The organism is Xenorhabdus budapestensis (assembly GCF_017743015.1).
Taxonomy (GTDB): domain Bacteria; phylum Pseudomonadota; class Gammaproteobacteria; order Enterobacterales; family Enterobacteriaceae; genus Xenorhabdus; species Xenorhabdus budapestensis.
In genome coordinates this window covers 4040176-4056963 of sequence record NZ_CP072455.1, presented here as the reverse complement: position 1 = coordinate 4056963, position 16788 = coordinate 4040176, and the positions used below count along the sequence as shown (strand labels likewise).

Annotated in this window: 16 protein-coding genes; 12 read left to right on the top strand and 4 right to left on the bottom strand. The window is 43.8% G+C overall.

Going from position 1 to position 16788, the window contains the following annotated elements; genetic code table 11:
• Nucleotide 1: 1 nt before the first annotated feature.
• The 8 genes from rnr to cysQ all read left to right on the top strand — a co-directional run bounded on the left by rnr (nt 2) and on the right by cysQ (nt 6461).
• Nucleotides 2-2467: a ribonuclease R gene (rnr, locus tag HGO23_RS17900; RefSeq protein ID WP_099134600.1), complete on the top strand. Its 2466-nt coding sequence runs from the start codon at nt 2-4 to the stop codon at nt 2465-2467.
• A 75-nt stretch (nt 2468-2542) separates the two neighbouring features.
• The gene (gene rlmB / locus HGO23_RS17895) at nt 2543-3280 is read left to right on the top strand and encodes a 23S rRNA (guanosine(2251)-2'-O)-methyltransferase RlmB (protein WP_209027405.1); all 738 of its coding nucleotides are present in this window, start codon (nt 2543-2545) and stop codon (nt 3278-3280) included.
• A 132-nt stretch (nt 3281-3412) separates the two neighbouring features.
• Nucleotides 3413-3811 carry a 30S ribosomal protein S6 gene (gene rpsF, locus HGO23_RS17890; protein WP_038261402.1) on the top strand — a complete coding sequence of 133 codons (399 nt, stop codon included), beginning with the start codon at nt 3413-3415 and terminating at the stop codon, nt 3809-3811.
• 5 nt (nt 3812-3816) lie between these two features.
• Entirely contained in the window at nt 3817-4134 is a 318-nt protein-coding gene (priB, locus tag HGO23_RS17885) for a primosomal replication protein N (protein ID WP_099134267.1), read from the top strand.
• 4 nt (nt 4135-4138) lie between these two features.
• Nucleotides 4139-4366 carry a 30S ribosomal protein S18 gene (gene rpsR / locus HGO23_RS17880; protein ID WP_000135199.1) on the top strand — a complete coding sequence of 76 codons (228 nt, stop codon included), beginning with the start codon at nt 4139-4141 and terminating at the stop codon, nt 4364-4366.
• A gap of 38 nt (nt 4367-4404) precedes the next feature.
• Complete coding sequence (gene rplI / locus HGO23_RS17875) at nt 4405-4857, top strand: 50S ribosomal protein L9 (protein ID WP_099134268.1); 453 nt, start codon at nt 4405-4407, stop codon at nt 4855-4857.
• Nucleotides 4858-5037: 180 nt separating this feature from the next.
• Nucleotides 5038-5658 carry a BamJ family beta-barrel-assembly machinery protein gene (gene bamJ, locus HGO23_RS17870; RefSeq protein ID WP_099134269.1) on the top strand — a complete coding sequence of 207 codons (621 nt, stop codon included), beginning with the start codon at nt 5038-5040 and terminating at the stop codon, nt 5656-5658.
• A gap of 62 nt (nt 5659-5720) precedes the next feature.
• Entirely contained in the window at nt 5721-6461 is a 741-nt protein-coding gene (gene cysQ / locus HGO23_RS17865; RefSeq protein ID WP_209028820.1) for a 3'(2'),5'-bisphosphate nucleotidase CysQ, read from the top strand.
• Between the two features lie 127 nt (nt 6462-6588).
• On the opposite strand, the gene HGO23_RS17860 is transcribed toward cysQ, so the two are convergent.
• Entirely contained in the window at nt 6589-7146 is a 558-nt protein-coding gene (locus HGO23_RS17860; RefSeq protein WP_099134271.1) for a YtfJ family protein, read from the bottom strand.
• 342 nt (nt 7147-7488) lie between these two features.
• Between HGO23_RS17860 and HGO23_RS17855 the strand changes: the two genes are divergently transcribed.
• Complete coding sequence (locus tag HGO23_RS17855; RefSeq protein WP_099134272.1) at nt 7489-7695, top strand: DUF1107 domain-containing protein; 207 nt, start codon at nt 7489-7491, stop codon at nt 7693-7695.
• Nucleotides 7696-7831: 136 nt separating this feature from the next.
• Here HGO23_RS17855 and paeA read toward each other — a convergent pair whose 3' ends face one another.
• Both paeA and msrA read right to left on the bottom strand, forming a co-directional pair.
• Nucleotides 7832-9163 carry a polyamine export protein PaeA gene (gene paeA, locus HGO23_RS17850; RefSeq protein WP_099134273.1) on the bottom strand — a complete coding sequence of 444 codons (1332 nt, stop codon included), beginning with the start codon at nt 9161-9163 and terminating at the stop codon, nt 7832-7834.
• 162 nt (nt 9164-9325) lie between these two features.
• On the bottom strand, nt 9326-9967 hold the full coding sequence (gene msrA / locus HGO23_RS17845) for a peptide-methionine (S)-S-oxide reductase MsrA (RefSeq protein WP_099134601.1): 642 nt from the start codon (nt 9965-9967) through the stop codon (nt 9326-9328).
• 134 nt (nt 9968-10101) lie between these two features.
• Between msrA and tamA the strand changes: the two genes are divergently transcribed.
• The 3 genes from tamA to HGO23_RS17830 are packed head-to-tail and all read left to right on the top strand — an operon-like array spanning nt 10102 to nt 15952.
• Nucleotides 10102-11844, top strand: a complete 1743-nt coding sequence (gene tamA, locus HGO23_RS17840; RefSeq protein ID WP_209027404.1) for an autotransporter assembly complex protein TamA — start codon at nt 10102-10104, stop codon at nt 11842-11844.
• A complete protein-coding gene (tamB, locus tag HGO23_RS17835) occupies nt 11841-15602 on the top strand; it encodes an autotransporter assembly complex protein TamB (protein WP_209027403.1) in 3762 nt (1253 codons plus the stop codon). The genes tamA and tamB overlap by 4 nt, the downstream gene beginning before the upstream one ends.
• A 2-nt stretch (nt 15603-15604) precedes the next feature.
• The gene (locus tag HGO23_RS17830) at nt 15605-15952 is read left to right on the top strand and encodes a gamma-glutamylcyclotransferase family protein (RefSeq protein ID WP_099134276.1); all 348 of its coding nucleotides are present in this window, start codon (nt 15605-15607) and stop codon (nt 15950-15952) included.
• Between the two features lie 133 nt (nt 15953-16085).
• Here HGO23_RS17830 and ppa read toward each other — a convergent pair whose 3' ends face one another.
• Complete coding sequence (gene ppa / locus HGO23_RS17825; protein ID WP_099134277.1) at nt 16086-16616, bottom strand: inorganic diphosphatase; 531 nt, start codon at nt 16614-16616, stop codon at nt 16086-16088.
• Between the last annotated feature and the right edge of the window lie 172 nt (nt 16617-16788).

Below are 16788 nucleotides of genomic sequence, written 5' to 3'. Positions count from 1 at the left end.
GATGTCAAAAGATCCTTTTCAGGAACGAGAGGCTGAAAAATACGAATCTCCTATCCCAAGTCGGGAATATATCTTGGATATCCTTTCTAAACACACCACTCCGGTAAGTCGTCAGGAATTAGCACAAGAACTTCAGTTGACCAGCGCAGATGCGCAGGAAGCGTTGCGCCGCCGTTTGCGGGCAATGGAGCGTGATGGACAATTAGTTTTCACTCGCCGCCAGTGTTATGCGTTGCCAGAAAGATTGGACTTATTGAAGGGTACAGTGATTGGTCATCGTGATGGCTACGGTTTTCTGCGAGTGGAGGGTCACAAAGAAGATTTTTATCTGTCGGCAGAGCAGATGAAGATGGCGATCCATGGCGATGTTGTACTGGCACAACCTTTGCGTCCGGATCGTAAAGGTCGGGTTGAAGTTCGTATTGTAAGAGTGTTGGAGCCAAAGGACAGCCAAATTGTTGGACGGTATTTTATTGATGCCGGCATGGGATTCGTTGTTCCTGATGATAGCCGTCTGTGTTTCGATATCTTGATCCCTAAAGAGGAGATCTGTGGGGCAAGAATGGGCAATGTCGTCGTTGTGGAATTGACGAATCGCCCGACTCGCCGTACTAAAGCCATTGGCAAAATTGTTGAAGTACTCGGCGAAACGATGGGAACGAGCATGGCAGTTGATATTGCTCTCCGAACCCATGAAATCCCTTATAACTGGCCGCCAACGGTGGAAAAACAGGTCGCTGATCTGGATGAAAATGTACCGGAATCGGCTAAGCAAGGGCGAGTTGATTTACGAGAATTACCATTAGTTACAATCGATGGTGAAGATGCCCGTGATTTCGATGATGCGGTTTATTGCGAAAGAAAACGGGGCGGTGGCTGGCGGTTATGGGTAGCGATTGCAGACGTCAGTTATTATGTGCGCCCACAAACCCCTTTGGATACCGAAGCACGCAGCCGTGGTAACTCAGTTTATTTTCCATCGCAAGTTGTGCCAATGCTGCCGGAAGTTCTGTCGAATGGATTGTGTTCACTTAACCCGGAAGTTGATCGCCTGTGTATGGTGTGCGAAATGACGGTTTCCGCCCAAGGAAGACTCTCTTCATACAAGTTTTACGAAGCTGTAATGAATTCTCATGCTCGTTTGACTTACACCAAAGTATGGAAAATCTTGCAGGGTGATCAAGAGCTGCGTGAGCATTACAAACCATTGGTAAAGCATATTGAGCATTTACATGAACTTTATCAGGCATTGGATAAGTCGCGTGACGAGCGTGGCGCTATTTCGTTTGAATCTGAAGAAGCAAAGTTTATCTTCAATGCAGAACGCCGTATTGAGCGTATTGAGCCGGTAGCACGTAACGATGCTCACAAACTCATTGAAGAGTGCATGATCCTGGCGAATATTGCGGCAGCCCGTTTTGTTGAAAAGCATCGTGAACCCGCTTTGTATCGTATTCATGACCGACCGAAAGAAGAAAGTATTCTGAATTTACGCTCAGTCTTTAATGAGTTGGGACTGAGTCTATTGGGAGGCATGACACCAGAGCCAAAAGACTATGCTCAATTGATGAAAATAGTCGCTGAACGACCTGATCATGAACTATTGCAGACGATGTTGTTGCGCTCTATGAAACAGGCCATCTATGATCCGGAAAATCGTGGGCATTTTGGTCTTGCTCTGCGTTCTTATGCGCATTTTACATCGCCGATCCGCCGTTATCCTGATTTGGCATTGCATCGTGCGATCAAATACCTGTTGGCACAAGAGAAGGGTACTGTTGAGCAGCATTGGACACCAACGGGTGGCTGGCACAACGATATGGAGCAGATGCTGCAATTGGGTGACCACTGTTCAATGACTGAACGTCGTGCTGATGAAGCGACAAGAGATGTAGCAGACTGGCTGAAATGTGATTTCATGCAAGATCAGGTAGGTAATATTTTCACCGGTCTGATTACCAGTGTGACTGGCTTTGGTTTCTTTGTCAGACTGCATGATCTTTTCATTGATGGTTTGGTGCATGTTTCAACATTGGATAATGACTATTACCGATATGATAATGTCGGCCAGCGTCTGATAGGTGAATCTTCCGGGCAGACTTACCGGCTCGGTGATGAAGTGGAAATTCGTGTAGAAGCGGTTCACATGGATGAGCGCAAGATTGACTTTATCCTGCTTTCTACCACCCGCAAGGCTCGTAATAAAGGTAAAACTGCAAGAGATAAGGCGAAAAAAGGGGCTTCTGAACGTAAAAATGCTAAAAAAGGGCGAGATTATAAAAAATTAGCCGATTTCGAGTCAGATCGTGTTTTCCGTCAAGACAGTGAGTTCCGTAAGAAGAAAAAAACGGAACAAGACAAATCAAACAATAAATCAGGCAAGAAGAAAAAAGTTTCAGACAAAACCAAAAAGATCACGGCAAAATTGAAAGCAAAACGCGCGAAAAAAACGCGCGAAAATAGCTGACAGCCAAATAGCTAACAACTACAGATAATCAGGGGCGGTTTCTGCCGCCTTCTATTTTTTAGGTATCATCCAGTCATGAGTGAAATTATCTACGGTATTCATGCCGTTAAAGCCTTATTGGAGCGTGATCCACAGCGCTTCATGGAAGTTTATGTATTGAAAGGGCGCGAAGATCGCCGTTTAACTCCGTTGTTACAGGACGTGGAAAACATCGGTATTTCAGTTCAATTGGCTAACCGTCAATGGTTGGATGCGCAGACAGAAAACGCGGTACACCAGGGTATTATTGCTAAGGTTAAGCCTGGAAGACAATATCAGGAGAATGACTTACCTGATTTGTTAGCTCAATGGGAGCGTCCTTTCTTGTTGGTGTTGGATGGTGTCACCGATCCGCATAATTTGGGAGCTTGCTTGCGTACTGCCGATGCGGCAGGAGTTGATGCAGTCATTGTTCCTCGTGATCGTTCCGCTCAATTGAACGCAACCGCGAAAAAAGTTGCCTGTGGTGCGGCAGAAAGTGTTCCGCTGATCTGTGTCACGAACCTTGCCCGTACTCTGCGTTTACTACAAGAAAATAATGTTTGGATTGTAGGAACGGCGGGGGAAGCCACGCATTCTTTGTATCAGAGCAAGCTGACAGGCTCGATGGCTCTGATTATGGGGGCTGAGGGGGAAGGTATGCGTCGATTGACCCGTGAACATTGTGATGAACTGATCAGTATTCCGATGGCGGGTTCTGTCTCTTCCCTGAATGTATCGGTGGCAACAGGAGTTTGTCTATTTGAAATTGTGCGTCAGAGAAGCGCCCAATAGTTGCTTGAGTTTTTTTTATTGTGCGGGTATAGTGACGCGTCGATTTTTCAGCCGTACTTAACACGTTCCTTGCCTCCATGGGCCACGGCTGACCCTGACAGGAGGCTGAATAATCCGTAAGGAGCAATAATAATGCGTCATTACGAAATCGTTTTTATGGTCCATCCTGACCAAAGCGAACAGGTTCCGGGCATGATCGAGCGTTACAGTGCGACTATCACTAACGCGCAAGGTCAGATTCACCGTCTGGAAGACTGGGGCCGTCGTCAACTGGCTTATCCAATCAACAAACTGCACAAGGCTCACTACGTTCTGATGAACGTTGAAGCGCCACAAGAAGCGATTGATGAGCTGGAAACTAACTTCCGCTTCAACGATGCCGTTATCCGCAGCATGGTTATGCGCGTTAAGCACGCAATAACTGAACCATCACCAATGGTTAAGGCTAAAGACGAACGTCGTAGCCGTGACCTGGTCTTGGAAGAAGACCTGGTTGATGATGTTGATGAAGCTGGGGATTCTGAAGAGTAATCACCGTGACAACCAATCGTTTGGTGCTTTCCGGCACAGTGTGCAAAGCACCGATACGAAGAGTCAGTCCATCCGGTATTCCTCATTGTCAGTTTGTGCTTGAACATCGCTCACAGCAACAGGAAGCCGGATTAAACAGGCAATCATGGTGCAGAATGCCCATTATTGCCAGTGGACAGTTGTTACAGGAATATACTCACAGTATAACGGTCGGCAGTCGAATAACCGTTTCAGGATTCATTAACTCCCACCATGGGCGCAATGGTCTTAACAAACTGGTTCTTCATGCCGAGCAGATTGAATTGATAGATTCTGGAGACTAGCCAAATGGCACGTTATTTCCGTCGTCGCAAGTTCTGCCGTTTCACAGCGGAAGGCGTACAAGAGATTGATTATAAAGACATTGCTACGCTGAAAAACTACATTACTGAAAGTGGTAAAATTGTACCTAGCCGCATCACTGGCACTCGTGCAAAATATCAGCGCCAGCTCGCTCGTGCTATCAAGCGTGCGCGCTACCTGTCTTTGTTGCCTTACACTGATCGTCATCAGTAATAGGCACAGTCCATTCACGACTTTGAGAGGATAAGGTAATGCAAGTTATTCTGCTTGATAAAGTAGCAAACCTAGGTAGTCTGGGTGACCAAGTTAGTGTTAAATCGGGTTATGCCCGTAACTTCTTAGTTCCACAGGGCAAAGCTGTTCCTGCAACTAAGAAAAACATCGAATTCTTCGAAGCTCGCCGTGCTGAACTGGAAGCTAAACTGGCTGACATTCTGGCAGCAGCACAAGCTCGTGCAGAGCAAATCAGTGCACTGGGCTCTGTCACTATCGTTTCTAAAGCGGGTGACGAAGGTAAATTGTTCGGTTCTATCGGTACTCGTGACATCGCTGATGCAATTACTGCGGCTGGTGTTGCTGTATCTAAGAGCGAAGTTCGCCTGTCTAACGGCGTTCTGCGTACTGTTGGTGAGCACGAAGTTCACTTCCAGGTACACAGCGATGTATTCGCACAGTTGAACGTTAACATCGTTCCAGAAGCTTAATCTCTGATTAGCGACAGAACATGTGAACAAAAAACGCTGGCAATGCCAGCGTTTTTTGTTAGTTATAAATCAAAAGATGTTTTACAAGAGTAAAACTCTTTTTAAATCCCTTCACGCGTTTACCCATCCAGACAGGGCTGTTATGCTTGAGTCTTTATTCATTTAATAACAGGTAATTTCATGACAAAACCTTCTTTTGAATCTATTGAGGCGCGGGCAAGCTACGGTATTGGTTTGCAGGTTGGACAACAATTGCAGGAATCTGGTTTGCAGGGATTGGAGCCAGAAGCTCTGCTGGCAGGTTTGTGTGATGCATTGGAAGACCGTGCTCCGGTTCTTCCTGTGGAAGAACTGCATCGTGCTCTGCGTGAAATACATGAACGTGCTGATAGCGTTCGTCGTGAACGTCAGCAGACGATGGCAGAAGAAGGCAAAAAGTTCTTGGCAGAAAACGCACAGCGTGAAGGTGTAAACAGCACAGAATCTGGTTTGCAATTCTCTGTTCTGACTCAGGGTGATGGCACAATCCCTGCCCGCAGTGATCGTGTCCGTGTTCACTACACCGGTCGTCTGATTGACGGCACTGTGTTTGATAGCTCTGTACAGCGTGGGACACCAGCAGAATTCCCTGTCAGCGGTGTAATTCCAGGTTGGATTGAAGCACTGACTCTGATGCCTGTTGGTTCCAAGTGGGAGCTCTATATTCCGCATAACCTAGCTTATGGTGAGCGTGGTGCCGGTGCTTCCATTCCTCCTTACAGCACATTGATCTTTGAAGTCGAACTACTTGAGATTCTGTAATTCTAATCAATAAAATAGCTGGTTTGCCGGCTATTTTATTTTAGAAAATGCAGAGGTGTATGATGTTACAACAGATCTGCCAATTGGCACGGGAAGCGGGAACAGTAATCATGGCGGTTTATCATGATGAGCAACCGCTGCAAGTAAAACATAAAACGGATGATTCACCTGTTACCGCGGCGGATTTTGCCGCCCACGAGATCATTAAAGCGGGTTTGATGCGTATTTCGCCTGATATTCCGTTGCTGTCAGAAGAAGATCCACCAACATGGGATGAGCGGAAAAATTGGCAGCGTTATTGGCTGGTGGATCCGCTGGATGGAACAAAAGAGTTTATTAACCGAAATGGTGAATTTACCGTTAATATTGCACTGATTGAGGATGGTGTACCCGTAATGGGGGTGGTTTATGTTCCCGCATATGATGTTCTTTATTCAGGGCAGAAACGTCAGGCGTGGAAAGAAACGAGTGGGCAGAAATTTCCCATTAAAGTTGTTGCCGCAATGCCACCCACTGTTGTAGTTAGTCGTTCGCATATGGATGATGAACTAAAAGATTATCTTACTCAATTAGGTACGCATCAGACGTTGTCAGTCGGATCTTCACTTAAATTTTGTATGGTGGCTGAAGGAAAAGCTCAACTTTATCCTCGCTTCGGACCAACGAATATTTGGGATACTGCCGCAGGTCATGCTGTTGCAATCGCCGCGGGCGCACATGTAACAGATTGGGCAGGTAAAACACTAAGTTATGTACCGCGTGAATCTTTTTTGAATCCGGGGTTCAGAGTGACGATTTTTTAAAGTGATACGAATCGTAGCTCAATTTTAACACTACCGTTTTAATACCATCATAATAGCTAAAGTGATAATGGTTCCTGTCACGAAACCATTATCACCAGCTCAATATGATAGAAAAATATGAAGATAATTAATTTTTCAGTTCTTCTTTGATCAAAGTAAGAACGTGTGCGATCTCATCATGATTTAATTTGCCATCTTTGACAAATTTCACATTACCATGCTTATCCAGCACAATGATTGCTGAACTTTTGGGTTCCAGTCCCCATGCTTTTTTGGCAACACCATTACTATCGACAATAAATTGTGACCATGGAAACTCTTTTTTACTGTCTTCAAGGCTACTGCGGACGAAAGCACTGGTGCCAAAAATAGCATCATCGGTATTTACAAGACTGGTGGTTTGATATTGATCCTTCGGAAGGCCAGCCGCTTTCAAGGCTTGAATGAGGGGATCATTCATCTCTTTGGCTGAGCTGCGCCCGGCAATATGCTGGATAGTTCTTACTTTCCCTGGAAGTTCTGCACTGCTCCATTCCTGATAGCTAAACTTATTGTCGTTAAGAAGTAGTTCACCTTTATCTGTTACGATGACAGTGGGAACGGGTTTTTCGACAGTAATATTATGGGCAAACGCAGATATTGAAGCTAAGCCCAATATTAAAGGTAACATTATGTTTTTTAGCATTTTTATTCCTTATTTGGCATGATGTGGCATGTTATCAGGGTGCATCACATTCAGCATAGCGCTTGTTGACTGGTCTGTCCTTACAAAACACAACAATTTGGTAACATTCAAAATAAAATATAAGGTAATCTTCAGCCAATATAACATAATGCTCTATTTTTTCATCATGTTACGTAAAAGTAGTGATTGAACCTTTAATGTTGGGGAACAAATTGCCGGATATAGAGTCTATACATCGTACTACACAGCAGTGATGTGTCTGATTACACAATGCAGTAAACAACAATGAAGTAAACAACGTAGTAAAATAGTATCGTAAGAAGCACGGAGGAATAAAAAGAGATGAAAATCTTTCGCCACTATAATCCACTAAAAATTGCTCTCTACATAAAAACCCTATTCCGTGGGCGGTTGTACATTAAGGATATGGGTGCTTTTGAATTTAATTATGGGAAAATTTTACCTCCAAGGATAAAAGATAAACGTCATTTCCATGTAATGAGTGAAGTTAACCAGCACGTGTTGCTCCTACAGGCTGAAATGGGATAGCTTTCTGTAACAGCTAACTTACTGATTATATATGCTTATATGTCATGATTGACGCAACATAATGAGTGTAATAAACGGCCTCTCGGCCGTTTTTTGTAGGGGTAGTTTTTCTAATGACAGTTTTTCTTTGAGTTTATTACTCAGATACTGCCTGCTCAGCAGGGTCTGAACTGGAAGGAGATGGTGTATCCACAATTTTGGTTACCAGTAATTGATCAATTTTGTAGTTATCAATATCTACTACTTCAAATTTGTAACCTTCAAATTTCACATAATCTGTGCGTTTTGGGATCTTCCGCAAACGGAACATCATAAACCCGGCAATCGTTTCATAATTGCTGGAATCGGGGAAATCATCAATATCCAGAACCCGAAGCACATCCTCAATAGGTGTGCCACCTTCTACTAGCCATGAATTTTCATCGCGGACAACGATCTGTTCTTCCTGCCCCTGACCAATTAGATCTCCCATTAAAGTCGTCATGACGTCATTCAAAGTTATCACACCCATCACCAGTGCGTACTCATTGAGAATGATGGCAAAATCCTCGCCGGCAGCTTTGAAACTTTCCAGAGTGTCAGACAACGAGAGAGTATCAGGGATCATCAGAGTATTACGGATTTGAACACCATTTTTTAAGCTGAGGTTCTGCCCATTTAAAACGCGGTTCAGTAAATCTTTGGAGTCTACATAACCAAGGACATGATCAATATCACCATCGCAAACAAGGAACTTTGAGTGTGGATGGGTAGAGATCTTTTCTTTGATACTGTTTTCGTCTTCATTTTTGTCAAAATAAACCACGCTTTCACGGGACGTCATGGCAGAAGGAACGGTACGGGACTCCAGTTCGAAAACATTTTCGATCAACTCATGTTCTTGTTTACGTAATACTCCAGCGACGGCTCCCGCTTCAACCACAGCATAAATATCATCAGAGGTGATATCTTCATTGCGTGCCATCGGGATTTTGAAGACTTTGAATATGCAGTCAGCGAGTCCATTGAACAACCAGACTAATGGACGACATACTGCCAAACAAAAACGCATTGGATTAACAATCCTGATTGCAACAGCTTCGGGTTTAATCATTCCAAGGCGTTTAGGGGTCAAGTCAGCAAGTAAAATAAAGAAGCTGGTTACGATAGTGAAAGAACAGATAAAGCCAAGTTGTTCTGCCCATTCATAAGGTATAAATTTGAGCAATAATGATTTAATGGCAGGAGAAAAAGCGGATTCTCCGACAACACCTGCGAGGATGGCTACTGCATTCAGGCCAATCTGTACGACAGTAAAAAACATGCCTGGCGTTTCTTGTAATTTGAGAACATGAGCTGCATTGATATTTCCCTCGTTAGCCATCAGTTTTAATTTAATTCTTCTTGAAGCGGCGAGAGAAATTTCTGATAACGAAAAAAATGCGCTAATCGCACAAAGCAAGAGTATGACTAATAAACTATTTAACATAAAGTATCCGTTTCTTATCTCCAGTGGCAGGGTAGTTTTTTATTTGAATAACACTGGAGGAAGATATGAAAAATTACACAAATAATATCTTACGGCACATTGCCGTAAGACAAATGAATTTAGTCCGATAATTATAACTTAGGTTTATTAAATCGGCTAGTTTCAGGACAGAGGTGGAAAACAGATGCCTGTACCACCTAATCCACAATATCCTTCAGGATTTTTCATCAGATATTGCTGGTGATAATCTTCTGCAAAATAGAATGGTCCGGCTTCACGGATCTCTGTGGTAATTGTGCGCTTATCGTCATTATCATCCATTGCTTGCTGGTATTGCTCGCGACTGGAGAGTGCCTGCGCATATTGTTCAGGAGAAACCGTGTAAAGGGCTGAGCGATATTGTGTACCGATATCACCTTGTTGACGCATGCCTTGTGCAGGATCGTGGTTTTCCCAGAACAACTTCAATAATTGCCCATAGGTGATTTTGGTCGGGTCAAATACAATTTTGACGATTTCGGTATGTCCGGTTAACCCTGAACAGACTTCCTCGTAGGTCGGATTTGGAGTAGTGCCTCCACTGTAACCAACAGATGTGGTATACACGCCTTCCTGCTGCCAGAAAAGACGTTCGACACCCCAGAAGCATCCCATACCTATATAAGCAATTTCCATATTATCAGGTATGTTATTTATCGCATGCTGTGTAACGTAGTGATAGGGTGATACAGTTAATGGTATTTCTCGGCCTGGTAATGCATTCTGTTCAGAAACATGTTGGCTTTCGTTGACTGAATTTGGCAAGATTCTCTCCCGTTTGTCATCTATTTTATGGTTATGAGTTGCTTGTATATCTTTCAAACTTTACCAGAATTAATCCATGGCAGTATTCTTTTATGCTGCTGAATCTTACCCCTAAGTAAATATTAGGAGTTCGCGTGTCACGATACCCTTTCATATTTATTTTTTGTGTGTCTATCGCAGCTCCATCGGCTTATAGTGCAAATTTACGATTGAAAGTGGAAGGACTTTCTGGCGAACTGGATAAAAATGCCAGAGTGCAGCTCTCAAGCATTAGTACTGATGAAGTTTTTCCTGATGGACGTTTTCGAGCCCGTGTCGAAAAAGCCATACGAAAAGGGTTAAGACCATTGGGGTATTATGATCCCACCATTGAATTCACTTATCAGGAAAATACTCCGCCTTCCCGTTCTGTTTTGACGGCAAAAGTCACACCAGGTGAACCAGTGCAGGTCGCTGAAGTTAAGGTTGATTTAGAGGGGGGAGCTAAAACCGATCAGGATTATGCCGCACTTATCAAAAAAAATACGCCGAAGAAAGGGACGATTCTAAATCATGGTGAGTATGAGAACTTTAAGAATGGGTTAAATAATCTGGCGCTCAGGAAGGGATATTTTGATGCCGAGATAAAAAAAAGTGAACTGGGAGTATCCCGGGAACGGCATGAATCCTTCTGGGATTTTGATTTTGATAGTGGAGAGCGCTATCGCTTTGGCCCTGTTAAGTTTCAAGGCTCACAAATTCAAGAAAGTTACCTGAATAATCTTGTGCCATTTAGAGAAGGGGATTATTACTCTTCGGAAGAACTGGCAGAATTTAACCACCGTCTGGCAGATACCGGATGGTTCAACTCGGCGGTTGTCGTGCCTGATTTTACGGCGGGGCGCAATAGTAAAGATAAGATATTGCCACTGGATGCTTCTTTGGTTCCCCGTTCTGCCAATTATGTTGAGTTGGGAGGAGGATATGCAACAGATGTTGGTCCTCGTATTCAGGCAAAATGGAAAAAGCCGTGGCTCAATTCGCGTGGGCACAGTTTGAGTACCAGCATCAATATTTCCGGACGTGATCAATTGATTGATGCGTCTTATAAAATGCCACTTAAGGCTAATCCACTTGAACAATATTATGAGTTACAAACGGGTTATAAGCGTAAAAATATCAACGATACCATCTCGGATACTGCAACTTTAAACCTTTCCCGCAACTGGGATCTCTCCACAGGGTGGCGATATAGTGTCAATCTGCGCTGGAGCCTCAGCCACTTTACTCAGGCTAATGTAACGAATACAACGACATTGCTTTATCCGGGAGCGAATATAAGCCGAATTCGTCAGCGTGGCGGTACTATGCCTTATTGGGGAGACAGTCAGCGTTATTCAATTGATGTTTCTGATACGACCTGGCGATCAAATGTGGATTTTCTGGTCTTACAGGCTCACCACGTTTGGATCAGAACGTTCCGTGATAAACATCGTTTTGTTTTACGGGGAGATCTTGGTTGGATAGAAACCAATCAATTCGAGAAAGTGCCGCCTGATTTGCGTTTTTTTGCCGGGGGGGATAGAAGTATCCGTGGTTATAAGTACCAGAAAATTTCCCCTAAAGATAGTAACGGTAAATTAACCGGGGCGTCAAAGTTGGTCATTGGTTCGCTGGAATATCAATACAATATCTATGGTAATTGGTGGAGTGCATTGTTTGTGGATACTGGCGAAGCAGTGAATGATATCAAGAAGAGTAATTTTAAAACAGGTGCAGGTTTAGGTATACGTTGGGCTTCCCCCGTTGGGCCGATTAAATTCGATCTGGCAACCCCTGTGAAAGATAAAAATAATCATGGCATTCAATTTTATATCGGTTTAGGGGCTGAACTATGAGGTGGGCAAAAAGGCTTAGCATTGCTTTCCTATTGATTGTTGGTCTGTTGTTGATAATGATTGCGGGATTAGTTGGTACACGAATTGGCCTGCATTTTATGATTAACAGTGCGACACGCTTAGTTCCAGGGCTGGAGATAGCAGATATCAGTGGCGGTTGGCGCGATTTAACATTACAAGGTATCAAATATAAGATGCCGGGTGTTGATGTTAATGCAGACAAGATACACCTTTCGTTGCGGCTCTCTTGTTTGAAACACAGTCATGTTTGTGTCAGTGCTCTGACGACGGAAGGGGTATCTGTTTTGCTCAATACGACAGAATTTCCGCCATCAGAAAGCCCGTCAGAATCAGAGCCATTAACTGAACTGCAAACACCGTATCCTATTTCGTTGGATCTGCTTTCTTTAAAGAATACCCATGTCAAAGTAGATGATACAGTCATTGATTTAGACGAGTTCAAAGCGGGTGCTCAGTGGCAGGAAAAACATCTGACGCTAAAACCCATACAAGTCAATCAGCTATTGGTTGCATTGCCGAAAACACCTCCTGAACATACTGCACAGAAAATTCAGCAGAAAGCTGAACCAGAAGAATCATTGGGAGAGGTTTTAAAGACACTGTTTTCTAAACCACTATTGGCTGAATTGCCTAATGTTCCTATTCCCCTTGATATTACGGTAGAAAATATTCACGGCCGCCAGCTTCGTCTGACGGGAGATACCGCTATCACTCTCAATGATCTGAAACTGCAAGCCAGTAATCAGGGGCAGCAGGTAGATATCAAAACCTTTAGCGTCAGTGCACCGGAAGGCTCTCTTACGATACAGGGAACGGCAAAACTGTCCGAACAGTGGCCAGTCAACTTATCAGTTAAGGGCAATACCACGCTGGATGAACTAAACGGGCAACAGGTTGAGGCAAAACTGAACGGTGCTTTATTACAGCAGCTTAATCTGGCATTGAATCTTTCAGGGCCAGTGAATGCTAATTTGGATGCTCAGGTCGAATTAGCTAAAGCGGGCCTGCCTGTACGCCTGACATTGGCAGGTAAACGGTTACAGTGGCCATTGACGGGTAAATCTGAATATCAGCTAAATGATGTCAAATTACGTCTGAATGGTAAAGCCAGTGGTTATGATCTTTCCCTGCGTTCTGATATTAAGGGTGAAGAACTTCCACCGGCATTATTGATGTTGGATGCAAAGGGAAATGAAGAACTGCTCAGATTAACTCGGTTGCGCCTATCTGCATTGCAGGGTAATGCGGATCTCACTGGTGTAGTTGACTGGAGCAAAGCCATTAGCTGGAACGCGCTGTTGACGTTTAATGGCATTGATACTGCTAAACAGTGGCCAGAATGGCCTGCCAAAATAGATGGCAAGGTGGCAGTACGTGGCAGTTTATATGGTGGCAGTTGGCAGCTCCAGCTGCCTGAAATATCCCTTGGTGGTTATGTAAAACAGAATACCATCAAAGCACATGGTAAAGTTTCCGGCAATGCGGCCGGACAATGGGATATTCCCCACTTTAACTTCATTTTTGGCCGTAACACGCTGGATATTAAAGGGTATCTTACCGATGAAAAATGGAATTTGGATGGTGATATCAATGCTCCACAACTAAATGGCTTGCTGCCGGGATTGTCCGGAGTGGTTGTCGGTGATGTGAAGCTGCGTGGCAATATGAAAGCACCGCAAGTTGTGGCAGGTTTAAATGCACATGGTGTGGGTTGGCAGAATATGCTGAGGGTGGATAGCGCGGTTATTAAAGGAAATGTGCGTTCTACTGACCAGATTGAAGGGCAATTATCGGTTGTTATTCGTCAATTGAAGCAATCGGATCTGATTATCAGTAACTTGATGCTCAATGCCAAAGGAACAGAAAAACAGCATGATTTACAATTGCAGGTGGATGGGAGTCCCGTATCAGGTAAGCTGGCGCTCAATGGTAGTTTTGACCGTAAACAAGAACGTTGGAAAGGCAATATCAACAATACCCACTTTGAGACTCCAGTTGGTGAGTGGCGCTTAAGTAAGGCGATAACCATTGATTACCAGAATTTGCAGCAAAAAGTGATCGTTGGCACTCATTGTTGGTTGAACCCGAATGCTCAACTTTGTATTCCGAAACCGATTGAAGCTGGCACCAGTGGGCAGGCTGATATTGTGTTTGAGCGTTTTGATCTTGCCATGATCCAGCCATTCCTGGATAAAACAACCCAACTTAAAGGCGTATTTAGTGGGAGTGCTAATGTTAAATGGACAGCAGGGCATCAATTACCACAAGCGAACGTGACTCTGCAAGGAAACGGTGTCCAGATTTGGCAGGTTGTGGAGGGCACCACGTTACCTGTTGATTTTGAGACATTGACTTTGAATGCTGGTTTGACAAATGGTAAGGCGGATTTATCGTGGTTATTTAAACTGGCAGATAATGGACAACTGAATGGCCATATTCAAATCAATGACTTAGAAGGCCGTCGTAAATTAACGGGTAATGTAGATATCCAGTCCCTTTCTCTGAAGTTGATGAAACCGATTCTGGATAAAGATGAAAAAGCTGAAGGGAATTTAAATGCGAACTTGCGCCTTGGCGGTAATGCTAAGAATCCGTTGTTATTTGGCATGTTGAAAGCAGATGTTTTTCAGGTCAGTAGCCATTGGCTGCCGTTTGATATCAACCAAAGTCAGGTAGCAGTTCATTTTGATGGTGTTCGTTCCGATCTGGATGGTGTGATCAAAACTCCGCAAGGGCAACTTAATCTTCATGGTAATGCGGATTGGCGCAATCTGGACGCATGGTATGCCAGAGTGACAGCGTATGGTGAAAAACTGCGTGTGACAGTACCACCAATGGTAAAAATTGATGTACGCCCTGATCTGGTTTTTGAAGCGACGCCCCAATTATTGAAACTCAATGGCAATGTGGATATTCCGTGGGCGCGCATTACTGTACAGGAATTACCGGAGTCTGCGGTGGATGTTTCTCCTGACGAAGTGATGCTGGATAAAAATCTACAGCCGGTAGAAAAGAAAAAATCTTCCATCTTGATCCAAAGTAATTTAAATATTCACGTAGGTGATGATGTCCGCTTGAGTGCATTTGGTTTGAACGCTCAGTTGAAAGGAGACCTGAACGTCATTCAGGATCAGCAGGGATTGGGGCTGAACGGTCAAATTGATATTCCTGATGGTCGCTTTCGCGCTTATGGGCAGGATTTACAGGTACGTAAAGGAATTATTCTGTTCTCTGGTCCACCGGATCAACCCATGTTGAATATTGAAGCGATCCGTAACCCCGAATCGACAGCGAATAATGTTATTGCTGGTGTGAAAGTGATGGGGTTGGCAGATAAACCTAAGATTGAAATTTTCTCTGAGCCAGTCAAATCGCAAGAGGAAGCGTTGTCTTACCTGTTGAGTGGTGAAGGCTTAGAGAAGGGAGGGGCTGATAGCTCCCAGATGACTTCTGTGTTGATTGGTTTGGGCGTCGCACAGAGCGGTCGATTGGTGGGCAAAATTGGTGAGACTTTTGGTGTTTCTGATCTGGCCCTGAATACACAGGGAATTGGTAACAAATCGCAGGTTGTTGTGAGTGGCAAGATTACCAACGACTTACAGGTAAAATATGGTGTTGGTATTTTTGACTCTCTGGCAACTCTGACGTTACGTTATCGTGTGATGCCTAGATTGTATCTCGAAGCAGTATCTGGTATTGATAAAGCTTTGGATCTGCTCTATGAGTTTGAGTTTTAAAGATGCGAGTTATTGTTTATGGCAGCCTGAGGCGCAAACAAGGTAATCACCACTGGATGACCTATGCTCAACTTTTGGGGGAGCATAGGTTGGAAGGTTATGAAATCTACGATCTGGGGCATTATCCAGCGGTGATCCGTGGCGAAGGAACAATTGAATGTGAGGTTTATCGCATTACGTCATCCATTTTGACTGAACTGGATGATTTGAAAAAGAATACTCAGGAATATCAAAGGGAATTGGTCAAAACCTCTTATGGCAGCGCATGGATCTATTTATACATGTTATCTGTTGAGGGGGTGCCTAGAATAGAAAGCGGTGACTGGCTGAAGCGTTACGAAGAGAGATAAAAATCAGTGGTGTTACTGTTTTTATATCATTTTTGACAAATTAACCAATATAACCGAATAAAAAAACCTCTGTGCCAATAAATAAAAGTACAGAGGTTATTATATAATCAGAACTTGCTGTTATCCGAGAAGATTATTTTTTCGCAGCGCGTTCGAAAGAAGATTGGATTTCCGCTTTAGCGGCTTCGACATTCTCCCAACCATCAACTTTTACCCACTTACCTTTTTCCAGATCTTTGTAGTGTTCAAAGAAATGTGTAATTTGAGCACGTAGCAGCTCTGGCAGATCGTTTACATCTTTGATGTGATCGTATTCTTTAGTCAGCTTAGAATGAGGAACAGCAACCAGCTTAGCGTCTTCACCGGATTCGTCGGTCATTTTCAGAACACCAACTGGGCGGCAGCGAATAACAGAGCCTGGCTGCAATGGGTATGGAGTTGGAACCAGTACGTCAACAGGATCGCCATCAAGAGACAGGGTATTGTTGATATAACCGTAGTTGCATGGATAGAACATGGAGGTTGCCATGAAACGGTCTACAAACAGGGCGCCAGATTCTTTGTCCACTTCATATTTGATTGGGTCGGCGTTTGCAGGGATCTCAATAATAACGTAGATGTCTTCTGGCAGTTCTTTACCCGCCGGTACATTGTTCAGGCTCATAAAAGGTTTCCTTCAATTTCAAACCAAAATGGAGTGCGAGGTATTATAGCCAAAACAGGCCTAAAGTAATTCCATTTTTCTGTATTATGCCTGTATTCCTATGGGTTAATGGTGGTAGAGGATTCCTGTCCAAAAATTATTCATGATTTGTGCTATGGTTTCTGACTGCTCT